The sequence below is a fragment of the Variovorax sp. GW821-FHT09B01 genome, from assembly GCF_059418345.1.
This window is the reverse complement of sequence record NZ_JBWKPQ010000006.1, coordinates 62,872-75,121: the sequence shown is the minus strand read 5'-3', so window position 1 is coordinate 75,121 and position 12,250 is coordinate 62,872. Positions and strand designations below refer to the sequence as shown.

General features: G+C 70.1%; 11 protein-coding genes. 3 read left to right on the top strand and 8 right to left on the bottom strand.

All coding sequences use genetic code 11. The features are described 5' to 3' along the window. Window positions 1-190: 190 nt before the first annotated feature. On the top strand, window positions 191-781 hold the full coding sequence (locus tag AC07RV_RS19300) for a hypothetical protein (RefSeq protein WP_296789208.1): 591 nt from the start codon (window positions 191-193) through the stop codon (window positions 779-781). A 10-nt stretch (window positions 782-791) separates the two neighbouring features. On the opposite strand, the gene AC07RV_RS19295 is transcribed toward AC07RV_RS19300, so the two are convergent. Beyond that, the gene (locus AC07RV_RS19295; protein ID WP_296789209.1) at window positions 792-1,643 is read right to left on the bottom strand and encodes a metal-dependent hydrolase; all 852 of its coding nucleotides are present in this window, start codon (window positions 1,641-1,643) and stop codon (window positions 792-794) included. A 129-nt stretch (window positions 1,644-1,772) separates the two neighbouring features. Here AC07RV_RS19295 and AC07RV_RS19290 point away from each other — a divergent pair, with 129 nt between their 5' ends. After that, window positions 1,773-2,399 (top strand): TetR/AcrR family transcriptional regulator, encoded by a 627-nt coding sequence (locus AC07RV_RS19290; RefSeq protein ID WP_209540631.1) that lies wholly within the window; start codon window positions 1,773-1,775, stop codon window positions 2,397-2,399. On the opposite strand, the gene AC07RV_RS19285 is transcribed toward AC07RV_RS19290, so the two are convergent. The 5 genes from AC07RV_RS19285 to AC07RV_RS19265 all read right to left on the bottom strand — a co-directional run bounded on the left by AC07RV_RS19285 (window position 2,396) and on the right by AC07RV_RS19265 (window position 9,836). Beyond that, the gene (locus tag AC07RV_RS19285) at window positions 2,396-3,544 is read right to left on the bottom strand and encodes an ABC transporter permease (RefSeq protein WP_296789210.1); all 1,149 of its coding nucleotides are present in this window, start codon (window positions 3,542-3,544) and stop codon (window positions 2,396-2,398) included. The two genes, AC07RV_RS19290 and AC07RV_RS19285, sit on opposite strands and share 4 nt — an antisense overlap. Further along, window positions 3,544-4,728: an ABC transporter permease gene (locus AC07RV_RS19280; protein ID WP_296789211.1), complete on the bottom strand. Its 1,185-nt coding sequence runs from the start codon at window positions 4,726-4,728 to the stop codon at window positions 3,544-3,546. Before AC07RV_RS19280 ends, AC07RV_RS19285 begins: the two co-directional genes overlap by 1 nt. Before the next feature lie 3 nt (window positions 4,729-4,731). Continuing rightward, a complete protein-coding gene (locus AC07RV_RS19275) occupies window positions 4,732-5,718 on the bottom strand; it encodes an HlyD family secretion protein (RefSeq protein ID WP_093341394.1) in 987 nt (328 codons plus the stop codon). Further along, the gene (locus AC07RV_RS19270; protein WP_296789213.1) at window positions 5,719-7,158 is read right to left on the bottom strand and encodes a TolC family protein; all 1,440 of its coding nucleotides are present in this window, start codon (window positions 7,156-7,158) and stop codon (window positions 5,719-5,721) included. Window positions 7,159-7,331: 173 nt separating this feature from the next. Continuing rightward, entirely contained in the window at window positions 7,332-9,836 is a 2,505-nt protein-coding gene (locus AC07RV_RS19265; RefSeq protein WP_093342400.1) for a sodium-translocating pyrophosphatase, read from the bottom strand. A gap of 264 nt (window positions 9,837-10,100) precedes the next feature. Here AC07RV_RS19265 and ppa point away from each other — a divergent pair, with 264 nt between their 5' ends. Next, the gene (gene ppa, locus AC07RV_RS19260) at window positions 10,101-10,628 is read left to right on the top strand and encodes an inorganic diphosphatase (RefSeq protein WP_093341396.1); all 528 of its coding nucleotides are present in this window, start codon (window positions 10,101-10,103) and stop codon (window positions 10,626-10,628) included. A 30-nt stretch (window positions 10,629-10,658) separates the two neighbouring features. On the opposite strand, the gene AC07RV_RS19255 is transcribed toward ppa, so the two are convergent. Both AC07RV_RS19255 and AC07RV_RS19250 read right to left on the bottom strand, forming a co-directional pair. After that, window positions 10,659-11,327 carry a lysozyme inhibitor LprI family protein gene (locus tag AC07RV_RS19255; RefSeq protein ID WP_296789216.1) on the bottom strand — a complete coding sequence of 223 codons (669 nt, stop codon included), beginning with the start codon at window positions 11,325-11,327 and terminating at the stop codon, window positions 10,659-10,661. A gap of 115 nt (window positions 11,328-11,442) precedes the next feature. After that, on the bottom strand, window positions 11,443-12,195 hold the full coding sequence (locus tag AC07RV_RS19250; protein ID WP_057592495.1) for a hypothetical protein: 753 nt from the start codon (window positions 12,193-12,195) through the stop codon (window positions 11,443-11,445). Window positions 12,196-12,250 lie beyond the last annotated feature (55 nt).

Genomic DNA, 12,250 nt, shown 5'->3' with positions numbered 1-12,250 from the left:
ATGCCCGTGCGGGCATCGCGTCGTCCGACTTCCACAGTGGCCGCAATAGTTATACAGTTAGAAACAATTGATGCATGTAATTGCATTGGTCAAAAAGTTCTAATTTCAGGCCGACATCAGATGATTTGCAGCAAGGCAATGGGTGCTTTTGGCGTAGTGCGGCCGTCCGCGCGCGCAAAAGGAAGCTGCCGTGGCTAAACCGCGTCACGTCGTCATGCAGGTGGTCAAGCGGTCTTCGGGCAGCGCGTCGCACCATGTGGAATTCGTGATGGACGACAACTTCGCCGAGCGTCTGCGGCAGTTGCGTTCGCTGGTGCCGCCGCTGGGCAGCCTCAACAAGCAGCGCGACCTGGTCATCGACAAGGTGCGGGTGCGGCTGCCCAACGCCATCTGGCGCTCGGGCCACGGCACCGACAGCAGCGTGGACGGCTCGTGCATCGTGATCGCGGCCGAGGGCTCGTTCAACTGCGGCGGCAAGGATCGCCTGACGCGCGAGAAGCTGGTGACCTACAACTTCTCGATCGCGCGCCTGGTCGAGCTGCACGGCGAGCGCCCCGAGGGCGAGACCTTCTACATCCGCGACGGCACCTTCGCCAACGACGAGCCGGCCGAGTCGCCGGCCGGCCGCTGGGTGGCTTCGATGCACGAGCTCGAGGCCGTGATGCGCGTGCCCGACGCGCCGTCGGACTTCGACACCCTGCACGAGGTGCCGCTGCGCGTCGACCCGCAGCAGCAGCAGGCCGGCGGCACGGTGCCGCAGCACCGCACCAGTTTCTTCTGAGGGGCCGTGCTCAGGCCGCGGCGGTGTCCGGCTGCGTCGCGGCCGCGCCGACCGGCACATAGGCTGCGCGGTTCTCCACCAGCCAGCGTTCCGACAGGCTGCTGTCCTGCTGCGCCGGATGGAAATCGGCGCGCAGGTAGCGGCGCCACATCGCGTAGTTGCCGCGCAGCAGCCCGTCGCGCGCGAGCAGGATGCGCGCGGCGCTCTTCCAGGTCGACCATTTCCACAGCTGCTTCTCGTGCCGCAGGTTGGCCAGCGTCTGGTGCATCAGGTCGCCGAGGAACATCAGCGTGACGCGGCGGAACCAGCGCGTGCGCCATTCGTCGGAGCCGCCCGCGGCCCGGTAGACGTCGAAGGCCACGCTCTTGTGCTCGAGTTCCTCGGCGCTGTGCCACAGCCACATCGTGCGCAGCCGGGGCTCGGCGCCGTCGAGGATCTGCGGATGCGCGAGCAGCCACTCGGCGAACATGGCCGTGAAATGCTCGGTGGCGGCCGTCACCGCGAGCGCGTGGCGGGGATCGGCGCCTTCCATCAGCGACAGCCGCTTGCTCGCGCGCTCGGTCCAGCGGTCGACCAGGCCCTGCTTCTCGAGGTGGGCATTGAACAGCGAATGGATGCGCCGGTGCGTCGCCTCCTGGCCGATGAAGCCGCGCACTTCGGCGCGGTACTTGTCCTGCGTCTCGGGCGGCAGGGTGGCGACGGCGTCGCGCACCGCGTCGATGAAGAACTGCTCACCGAAGGGAAAACTCATCGACAGGGCGTTGAAGAAGGCGGTGGAGAATGCATCGCCGCCGCACCAGTCGCGGGCAAACGGGGCCTGGAGATCGATCAGAAGGCGGCGGACGACGAGTTCGGTGCTCATGAAGACAATCCTCGTGAATCGGAATGGTGGTGGCAAGGGGCGTGGTACAGATGCGTACCGCGATGCCTGCATGGTGCCTCCGGGTGCTTGGTACTGTCAAGTACCAGTGCGTAGGAAAATGTTCCGTTCATGAGTGCCGTCACCGACAACACCTCCCAGACTCCGGTCGAATCGCGCAACGAGCACTACCACCGGCTGCTCGAGGGCATGGCCCGCGCGGTGGCCGCCAAGGGCTACGCCGACACCACCATCGCCGACATCGTGCGCGAGGCCGCGGTGTCGCGCCGCACCTTCTACGAGCACTTCGCGACCAAGACCGAATGCCTGATCGCCCTCTACGAGGCCGCCAGCCACCTGGCGCTGCAGGCGGTCAGCGAGGCCTTCGATCCCGTGCAGCCCTGGCATGCGCAGGTGGAGCGCGCGATCACGGCCTATTTCGACTACCTCGCGCAGGACCCGGTGCTGCTGCGCACGCTGTTCGTCGAGATCCTCGGCCTGGGCATGCCGGGGCTGGTGGCGCGGCGCCGGGTCAACGACGAGATCGCGAACTTCATCCAGGCCGCGATCAACAGCAGCGGCACGACCGGCCCGGGCCCGCAGGCGCACCTGACGAGCGAGATGGCGATGACGGTGGTCGGCGGCATCAACGAGCTGGTGCTGCAGGCCATCGAGCAGGAACGCGCGGGCGACCTGCGCGAGCTGGTCGCGCCGGCCACGCGGCTGGTGCGCGCGGTGGCGGCGGAGAGCCAGCGCTAGGCGGGTGCCGCGCGCCGTGGCGTCGCCGCGAGCCACAGCGTCAGCAGGCCCGCGATCAGCAAGGCCAGCAGCACGCCCAGGTGCGGCAGCACGTCGTGCAGCGGCGCGCCCATCTGGTTGAGCCGCAGCGAGGCCTGGATGCCGGCCGTGCTCGGGAACAGCCAGCGCAGGGCCTGCAGCGGCGCGGGCAGGGCCTCGACCGGCCACGAGAAGCCCGAGAGAAAAGCCATCGGCAGGGCGGTGAACAGCAGCACCTGCAGCGCCCGTTCGCGGTCGCGGAACCAGCAGCCCAGCAGCAGGCCCAGCGTGCAGATCGCGGGCACGTAGAAGGCCAGCAGCACCAGCGCGCCGAAGGGGTTGCCGCCGCGCGGGTAGTCCTGCAGGAAGAACACCCAGCCGAAATAGAAGATGCCGCTGAGCACGCCGAAGCCCGACAGCGCCGCCAGCCGGCCCAGCCAGGCGCTCATCGAGGCGCGCAGCCGCCGCGCCTCGGCCCAGGTGCCGGCCAGCATGGCGGTGCCCATCAACAGCGTCTGCTGCAGGATCAGCAGCGCCACCGCCGGCACCACGTAGCTGCCGTAGCCTTCGGTGGGATTGAACAGCGCCACCAGTTGCGTGACCAGCGGGCTGCGGCTGCGCGCGGCCTGCACGGCGCTCTGGCCGCCGGCCTGCAGCTTGCGGATCTCGACGCCGGCCGAGACCGTGCCCACCGCCTCCGAGAAGCCGTAGAGCACCGCCTTGTTGAGCAACGCATAGGCGCCGTTGCCCTCGATGCTGACCACCGCCGGCAGGCCGCGCAGCACGCTGCGCTTGAGGTCGGCCGGCAGCAGCGCATAGCCCTCGATCTCGCCGCGCCACAGGGCCTGCTGGGCCTCGTGCACGTCGGCCGTGACCAGGCGCACGTCCAGCCGCGGATTGGCCATCGCGAAGCGTGCGATCTGGCGCGACAGCCCGGTGTGGTCCTGGTCCACCACCGCCACCGGCACGCGGGTCACGGCCTGCGAGCCGTAGGGCCAGGGGTAGAAGAAGCCGTAGATGATCGGCGCCAGCAGCATGATCAGCAGCACGCCCTTGTCGCGCAGCACGGCCAGCGCGGTGTCGCTCCAGGCAGCGCCGAAGCGGGCGAGGGCGCGCTGGCGGTCCATCAGCGGCCGCCCCACGAATCGGGCGCGCGCGCCGCGCGGCCCAGCGCGGCGGCCGTCGCGGCCAGCAGCACGGCGCTGCCCAGCACCATCCACAGCGGCGTCGCGGCCGAATAAGCCAGCGGCGCGCCCATCTGCAGCTGCTCCATCTGCACGCGGATGTAGTGGGTGTAGGGCAGCAGCGCGGCCCACAGCTGCGCCAGCGCGGGCATGGCTACCAGCGGGAAGCCCACGCCGCCGAACGCGAAGGCCGGCGCTGTGATGAAGCCGGTGGCCGACAGCGCGGTGCGCAGCGAGCGCGTGAGTGCCGCCACGAAGCCGCCGAGTGCGATCGACAGCGCGAGGAACACCACCAGCGCGAACAGCGTCCAGCCGAGCGAGCCCACCGGGTGCCAGCCGCGCCCGGCCGTGATCCACAGCATGGCGGCGATGCCGACCAGCGACAGGCTCGCGAACGGCAGCGCCAGCTTGCCCGCGAGCGCGGCCAGCGCCTCGTGCCAGCGCGGCGCGGCGCCCAGCCAGCCGCCGATGCTGCGGTCGCGCAGCTCGCGGCCCACGGCCCAGGCGCCGGCGGTCATCGCGAGGATGTGCAGCAGCGCCGGGATCAGCGCGGCGCCGAGGAACTGCTCGTAGTCGCCCGAGGTGTTGAACAGCGCGACGGTGCCCGCCTTCAGCGGCTCCATGGTCGCGCGCGCGGCGATCATCGATTCGCCGCGCTTGTTGCGCACCGCGAGCTCGACCCCGCCCGAGACCGTGGCGACCACGGTGCGCACGTCGCGCTGGATCAGGCTCGAATGGGTGCCGAGCTGAGCGTTGTGCAGCAGCACGACCTGGCCCGTGCGGCCCTGCTTGACCTCGCGGTTGAGATCGCGCGGCAGCTGCACCGCGGCATCGACCGCGCCGCTGGTGAGCGCGCGCGCCATCGCGCCTTCGTCGTCGAAGCGCTGCACCACGCGCAGGCCCGGCGTGGCATCGAGGAAGCGCACGATCTGGCGCGACAGCGCCGAGCGGTCCTGGTCGAGCACGCCGATCGGCAGCCGCTCGGGCAGGCCGGCCGAGAAGATCCACCAGATCAAGAGCACCGCGAGCAGCGGCACCCAGGTGATCATCGCGAGGTCCCAAGGCCGCGTGCGCAGCAGCGCGAACTCGCGCCGTGCGCTGGCGGTGGAGAAGCCGCGAAGGCCCATGTTCTAGTCGACCAGCACGCTCATGCCCGGCCGCGCGCCCTCGATCGGCTGCAGCGGCCGCGCGCGGACCTCGAAGGTGCGCACGTCGAAGCCGGCGCCGCCGCGGGTGGCGCGCCAGGTCGCGAAGTCGGGCAGCACGCCGCTGTAGTAGACCTTGAAGCGCGCCGTGCGCCGGTCCTCGGCCAGCGCGGGCAGGCGGGCCTCGAACTCGCTGCCCATCGCGAAGCGCGGCAGCCGGTCCTCGCGCACGTTGAGCACCACCCACTGGTCGGCCAGGTCGACCACCGTGACCACCGCCACGCCCTGCGGCGAGAGTTCGCCGACCTTGGCGAGCACCTTGGCCACCTCGCCGGCGACCGGGCTGCGCAGTTCGGTCTCGGCCTTGGCGGCCTCGGCTTCCGCGACCACGCCGGCCACCTGGCGCGCCTGCGCGCTGGCCGCGGCCTGGTCTTCGGGGCGTGCGCCGGCACGTGCCATGTCGTACTGCGCCCTGGCGGCGATGGCCGCGTCGCGCGAGGCCTTCCAGTTGGCCTCGGCCTCGTCGCGCTTCTGGTCGGCCACCAGGCCTTCGCGCGCGAGGCCGTCGACGCGGCGGAACGAGGTCTGCGCGAGCTGTGCCGCGGTCTCGGCGCGCTGCCATTGCATGCGCGCCATCTCGATCTCCTGCGGCCGCGCGCCGTTCTGCGCCTTCTGCGCCACGGCCTGCGCGGCCTGCTCGGCGGCGGTGGCCTGCGCGAGCTTGGCGCGCACCTCGGGGCTGTCCATGCGCACCAGCACCGCGCCGGCCTGGATGCGGTCGCCTTCCTTCACCAGCACCTCGGCCACGCGCGCCGTCACCTTGCCGGCCACGTCGGTCTCGCGTGCCTCCATCTGGCCCTGGAACACCTCGGGCGCGGGCCGCGAGGCGCGCCAGAAGCCCCAGGCCAGCAGCGCCAGCACGAGCAGCGCGGCCAGGATCGCGATCAGTTTGCGGGTCTTGGCACTCATCATTCAATTCACCTTCACGTCGGCACGCGCGATGTAGTCGGAAAAGCGGTCGGACAGGCCCGCGCTCTCGAGCAGCTGGGCCAGCGCCTGCACGTACTCGTTGGCGGCCTGCGCGCGCTCGGTCAGCACCTTGGCCTGGTTGGTCTCGGCATCGATCAGGTCGAGCGTGGTGCTGGTGCCTTCGCGCAGGCCCGAGGTGCGCAGCTTCAGCACCTCGCGCGCCAGTTCCACCGAGGCCTGCATCTCGAGGTACTGGCGGCGCGCGTTGTCGAGCGCGCGCCAGTTGCGTTCCACCAGCAGCGAGATGTCGCTGCGCGCCTGCGCGCCGGTGCGTTCGGCCTGCTCGACCTGCTTTTGCGACGCGGCCGAGAGCGCATCGCGGTCGACCGAGTCGTACAGCGTCCAGCGCACGCCCAGGCCCGCCACCCAGTCGGCATTGCCGCTCTTGAGCTGGCGCGTGCCGAAGGCGATGACCTGCGGGCGCCGCAGCGCTTCCTCGCCCTCGTGCAGCTGTTCGGCCTGCGACTTCTTGGCCGCGACCTTCTCGAGGCCCGGATGGCGGTTGAGCGCCGAATCGATGAACCAGCCCAGCGGCTCGATCGGCGCGCTGATCACGAACAGCGGCGTCTGCGGTGCCACGCGGCCCTCGGCGCGCACCGTGCGCGCCAGCGCCACGGCCGCGAGCGCGGCGTCGTTCTCGGCCTTGCGCGCGTTGCGGCGCGCCTCCTCGTAGGCCGCGCTGGCCTGCAGCCGTTCGACGCGCGAGATCACGCCGGCCGCGAGCATCTTCTGCGCCGCCGCGTCGTGCTGCGCGATGGTGCGTTCGGCCTGCGCGCGCAACTGCGCCGCGCGCTGCGCGAGCTGGGCGCCGAAGTAGCGCTGCACCAGCAGCGTGTCGACCTCGTGGCTCGCCTGTTCGGCGTCGGCTTCGGCCTCGCGCGTCTGCGCCGACACGAAGCCGCGCACCGCGTCGGTGGCGCCGCCCAGGTAGATCGGCCAGACCGCAGACACCGAGGCGTTGGAGCCGGTGTCGTGCCGGTTCAGGGTGTAGCTGTTGGGCAGTTGCGGGATCGGCACCCGCGCGATGAAGCTCTGGATCGAGGGCGGCAGCGCCTGCCCGATCTGGCCGAGCTTCTGGTTGAGCGGATCGAGGTCGAGGTTCAGGTTGGCGTTGTACGCATAGGCCAGGCCCGACACGCTGACCACCGGGCCGCCGAGCCGCTTGAGGCCATCGCTCTGCAGCTGCTTGGCCTCGACCGCGGCGCGCGCGGCGGCCAGCTTGTCGGAGCGGTCGAGCATGCGGGCACGCGCGGCATCGAAGCTCATCGCGGTGGCATCGTCGGCTGGCGCGGGGGCCTGCGCGAAGGCCGCGCCGCCGGTGGCCGCGAGCAGCAGCGGCGCCAGGGCCTGGAGGAGGGCGTTGCGAAGGTGAGGGTGTGTCATCGGATTCGAAATGCCTTGCGCGCAAGCGTAGCGGGCCGGCGCGGCCCGGTCACGCGAAACGTGGCGCGCGCACCTCGCTTCGGTGGCGGGTGTTCCCGAAGGCGCAAGAAAAACGGGGCGACGCCGATGCAGCGTCGCCCCGTGCGGAATGGCGTTTCAGTCGGGCGCGAGCCTCAGGACTTCACTTTCACCTCGACGCGCCGCGCTTCGCCCGCGGGGCCGTCGGCCTGGGTCTGCTCGGGCTTGGCGAGCTCGATCTTGTCCTCGGGCGCGCCCGCGGCCTTGAGCGCATCGCCGACCGCCATCGCGCGCTGCTTGGCGAGCTCGGCATTCTTCGCGGCGTCGCCGGTGGCGTCGTGGTAGCCGCTCACCAGCACCGTGTTGCCGCTCTGCACCGCCTTGATCACGTCGGCCAGCGCTTCCCTGGCATTGGGCGCGACCTCGGCGCTGCCGGTGGCGAAGTAGAACTTGACCACGCCGTTCTCGACCTTGACCGCGGCGGCTTCGGCCGCGGTCACCGCGCCCGAGGCCACGGCGCCGGCCGGCGTGCTGACCGCGGCAGGTGCCGTGGCGGCCACCGGTGCCGGGGGCGGCACGGCCGCCGTCGCATCGCCGGCATGGAACTTCACCACCAGCGGCACGATGAGCAGCGCCACGATGTTGATGATCTTGATCAGCGGGTTCACGGCCGGGCCGGCCGTGTCCTTGTAGGGATCGCCCACGGTGTCGCCGGTGACGGCGGCCTTGTGCGTTTCGCTGCCTTTGCCGCCGAAGTGGCCGTCCTCGATGTACTTCTTGGCGTTGTCCCAGGCACCGCCGCCGGTGCACATGGAGATGGCGACGAACAGGCCCGTGACGATGGTGCCCATCAGCAGGCCGCCCAGGGCCTTCGGTCCGAGCAGCAGGCCGACCACGATCGGCACCAGCACCGGCAGCAGCGAGGGGATCATCATCTCCTTGATGGCCGCGCCGGTCAGCATGCTCACGGCCTTGCCGTATTCGGGCTTGGCGGTGCCTTCCATGATGCCGGGGATGTCGCGGAATTGCCGGCGCACTTCCTCGACCACCGAGCCCGCGGCGCGGCCCACGGCTTCCATCGCCATCGCGCCGAACAGGTAGGGGATCAGGCCGCCGATGAACAGGCCGACGATCACCATCGGATCGCTGAGATTGAAGGTGATGTTCAGGCCGAAGCTCTCGAGCTTGTGCGTGTAGTCGGCGAACAGCACCAGCGCCGCGAGGCCGGCCGAGCCGATCGCGTAGCCCTTGGTCACGGCCTTGGTGGTGTTGCCCACCGCGTCCAGCGGGTCGGTGATGTCGCGCACGCTCGCGGGCAGTTCGCTCATCTCGGCGATGCCGCCGGCGTTGTCGGTGATGGGGCCGTAGGCGTCCAGCGCCACCACGATGCCGGCCATGCTGAGCATGGAGGTCGCGGCCACCGCGATGCCGAACAGGCCGGCCAGCGCGTACGAGGCCAGGATGGCGATGCACACGAAGATCACGGGCCAGGCCGTCGAGCGCATCGACACGCCGAGGCCCGCGATGATGTTGGTGCCGTGGCCCGTGGTCGAGGCCTGCGCGATGTGCTGCACCGGCTTGTACTGCGTGCCCGTGTAGTACTCGGTGATCCACACCAGCGCCGCCGTCAGCGCCAGGCCCACGAAGCAGGCGCCGAACAGCTTGAGCTGGCTGCCGCTGGCCGCGATCGCGTTGTCGGGAATGAGCCAGCTGGTGACGAACCAGAACGCGATCAGCGACAGGATGCCCGCCACCGCCAGGCCCTTGTAGAGCGCCGGCATCACGTTGGTCATGCCCGGCGAGGCCTTGACGAAGAAGCAGCCGATGATCGACGCGATGATCGACACGCCGCCCAGCGCCAGCGGATAGAGCACCGCGTTGACCGGCGCCGCCGTGACCATCAGCGCACCGAGCACCATGGTGGCGATCAGCGTCACCGCGTAGGTCTCGAACAGGTCGGCCGCCATGCCGGCGCAGTCGCCGACGTTGTCGCCCACGTTGTCGGCGATCACCGCGGGGTTGCGCGGATCGTCCTCGGGGATGCCGGCCTCGACCTTGCCCACCAGGTCGGCGCCGACGTCGGCGCCCTTGGTGAAGATGCCGCCGCCCAGCCGCGCGAAGATCGAGATCAGCGAGGAGCCGAAGGCGAAGCCGATCAGCGGATTGAGCAGCGCCGCCAGCGCATGGTTGCCGCTCGGCAGGCCCCTGGAGGCCAGGAACCAGTAGAAGATCGACACGCCCAGCAGTCCCAGCCCGACCACCAGCATGCCGGTGATGGCGCCGCCGCGGAAGGCCACGTCGAGCGCCGGCCCGATGCCTTGGGTGGCGGCCTGCGCGGTGCGCACGTTGGCGCGCACCGAGACGTTCATGCCGATGAAGCCGCAGGCGCCCGAGAGCACCGCGCCGACCACGAAGCCGACCGCGGTCGTGAGGTCGAGGAAGAGGGCGATCAGGATCGCGAGCACCACGCCCACGATGGCGATGGTGCGGTACTGCTTGGCCAGGTAGGCCGCCGCGCCCTGCTGGATCGCCGCCGCGATCTCCTGCATGCGCGCGTTGCCCGCGTCCTTGGCGAGGATCCAACTTCGGGCCCAGATGCCGTAGGCCACGGCCACGAGGCCGCAGACGATGGCGAGGATGAGGGGGGTGTTGCCATTCATGCGTTGCTTCTCCATTCGTTCGTTGTGACGTGGAGACGGAAAGCGCGAGGATCCGTTGCGTGCAACGCGCGGGAGTCGAGATTTCCGCCGCGTTGCTTCCTCGAAGCTCGCTGCATCCCGGGGAGCCGGGGTGCGGAGCCGATTGGCCAACGGCTGCAATTTACAGGCAAAAACGAAATCGCGTGCGACGGGTCCGTGACTCGGAAAGTAAACTTCGGGTTTGTCCGCATCCCCCTCATACTTTTCAACTACTCGAAAAACGTCATGTCCTTCGACAAAGTCTCCCCCGGCAAGAACGTCCCCGATGCCTTCAACGTCGTGATCGAAATCCCGATGAATGCCGACCCGATCAAGTACGAGGTCGACAAGGAATCGGGCGCGATCTTTGTGGATCGCTTCATGACCACGGCCATGTACTACCCGGCCAACTACGGCTACGTGCCGCAGACGCTGTCGGGCGACGGCGACCCGGTCGACGTGCTGGTCATCGCGCCGTACCCGCTGCTGCCGGGCGTGGTCGTGCCCTGCCGCCCGCTGGGCATCCTGATGATGGAAGACGAAGCCGGCGTGGACGGCAAGGTGCTGGCCGTGCCGACCGACAAGGTGCTGCCGATCTACAGCCACTGGAAATCGGTGGACGACGTGAACCCGATGCGCCTGAAGGCCATCAGCCACTTCTTCGAGCACTACAAGGACCTCGAAGCCGGCAAGTGGGTCAAGGTGCTGGGCTGGGAAGGCATCGACGCCGCCCGCAAGGAAATCCTCGACGGTATCGCCGCCTACAAGAAGTGATCGGGCGGGGCGCGCGGGTCGCTCGGGCAGTCACTCCTGCTCGAACGGCGACCGGCGCGCATCGCGCACGAAGGTGCCGGCCGTCGACGGGCTCGCGCATTCCGCGGCGCCCGCGGGCGTGTCGGTCACCACGATGCGGTCAGCGCTGAATTGCAGGGTGCGGGTGCAACGCCCGCCGAACGGCACCACCAGCCGCTGCCGCTCGTCGAGCCGGCCACCGCCCTGCAGCAGCATGTTGCCGCGCGCATCGGGGCAGACGTAGAGCTCGATGTCGAGCGCGCCGTCGTTCGACGGCGTCACGTCCAGGAAACGCCCGTCCTTCGGACAGCGGCCCTCCACGTAGCGGCCGGTCCAGTGCAGCAGCGGCTCCACCAGGTAGCGGATGCGCCGCTCGTAGTCTTCCCGCAGGCATTTCACGTCGGCCTTGCAGTGCCGGTTGCGCACCGCGAGCCAGTCGCGCTGGTCGCGCTTCAGGTAGGTGGCCCATTGGCCGGCATCGGGTATCGCGAGCTGCTTGCGATAGAGCTCGGCCATGCTCTCGTCCTGCAGCGAGAGCGCGGGCGTGGCGCAGATGGTCTTCTCGGTGGGGTTCGAGGCCTTGGCACAGTCGAAGCTGGCGGCATAGGCCGGGACGCAGGCGAGGGCCGCGAGGCCCAGGGCCAGCGCCCAGGGGAAGAGGGGGCGGATCGATGCGGGCATGCGGTGCTCTCCTGCGCGCCGGGCGCGCGCGATGGCCGCATGCTCGTTCCCGCGCCGGCCGCTGTCGATCTGCCGAACGGCAGGGCCGGCTATGCCCTTGGTCGGAGCCTCGACCTCAGCCGCGGGCCGCGTCGCCGGCCAGCCGCATCCATTCGCGGTTGACCGAGCGGGCGTGCGAATTCCAGTGGCGCGCGGCCTGCTGGAGCTCGTCCCACTGACGCTGCGCGGCGGCGCCGTCGCCCTGCTGCGCGAGCCAGGCCACGTAGCGCGCACGGGCCTCGACGGTGTTGTAGAGGCTCAGGGTCGATTCGAAGGCCTGGCGCGCCTCGTCGTTGCGGCCCTCGGCGGCCAGGGCGCGGGCTACCAGCAGCGCGACCTCGTCCTTGCGGTAGTCGTCGCGGGTCGAGCGCAGGCTCTGCAGCGCCTGCATGGCCTCGCCGCCCGCGCCGGGACCGCCCGCGGCCAGCAGTGCGCTCGCGAGGCCGAACTGCAGCTCGGGATCGGAGGCCAGCGGGCCCTTGAGCGCATCGCGGTAGTGCCCGACCGCCTCGCCGGCCTGGCCGCGGTCGAGCGCGGCCTTGGCGAGGCGCAGCTTGTTCTGCGCTGTCGGCGCGAGGTCGTAGGCCTGCTCGGCCGCGCGGTATTCGCGCTCGGGATCGATGAAGCCGATGGCCGCGCTCGCGACCTTGCCCGCGGTGCGCTGCATGCGCGAGGCGGGCAGGTACTCGACCACGAAGTAGACGATGCTGCCCAGCAGCGGAAAGCTGAACAGGATCAAGAGCCAGTACATCTGCTTGCCGTGGCGCATCGCGTGCACCGCGAAGAACAGCGCGATCAGGATGTGCAGACCCAGGCCGACGAATGGCATGACTTTTCCCCTTGTTGTTGGTGATCTGCCGGGGTTTATAGCAGCCGTGTTTGGC

Excerpts from the sequence above, each read along its gene's own strand:
- AC07RV_RS19295 (WP_296789209.1), bottom strand. The coding sequence starts at position 1,643 with ATGAGCACCGAACTCGTCGTCCGCCGCCTTCTGATCGATCTCCAGGCC.
- AC07RV_RS19290 (WP_209540631.1), top strand. The coding sequence starts at position 1,773 with ATGAGTGCCGTCACCGACAACACCTCCCAGACTCCGGTCGAATCGCGC.
- AC07RV_RS19285 (WP_296789210.1), bottom strand. The coding sequence starts at position 3,544 with ATGGACCGCCAGCGCGCCCTCGCCCGCTTCGGCGCTGCCTGGAGCGAC.
- AC07RV_RS19280 (WP_296789211.1), bottom strand. The coding sequence starts at position 4,728 with ATGGGCCTTCGCGGCTTCTCCACCGCCAGCGCACGGCGCGAGTTCGCG.
- AC07RV_RS19275 (WP_093341394.1), bottom strand. The coding sequence starts at position 5,718 with ATGATGAGTGCCAAGACCCGCAAACTGATCGCGATCCTGGCCGCGCTG.
- AC07RV_RS19270 (WP_296789213.1), bottom strand. The coding sequence starts at position 7,158 with ATGACACACCCTCACCTTCGCAACGCCCTCCTCCAGGCCCTGGCGCCG.
- AC07RV_RS19265 (WP_093342400.1), bottom strand. The coding sequence starts at position 9,836 with ATGAATGGCAACACCCCCCTCATCCTCGCCATCGTCTGCGGCCTCGTG.
- ppa (WP_093341396.1), top strand. The coding sequence starts at position 10,101 with ATGTCCTTCGACAAAGTCTCCCCCGGCAAGAACGTCCCCGATGCCTTC.
- AC07RV_RS19255 (WP_296789216.1), bottom strand. The coding sequence starts at position 11,327 with ATGCCCGCATCGATCCGCCCCCTCTTCCCCTGGGCGCTGGCCCTGGGC.
- AC07RV_RS19250 (WP_057592495.1), bottom strand. The coding sequence starts at position 12,195 with ATGCCATTCGTCGGCCTGGGTCTGCACATCCTGATCGCGCTGTTCTTC.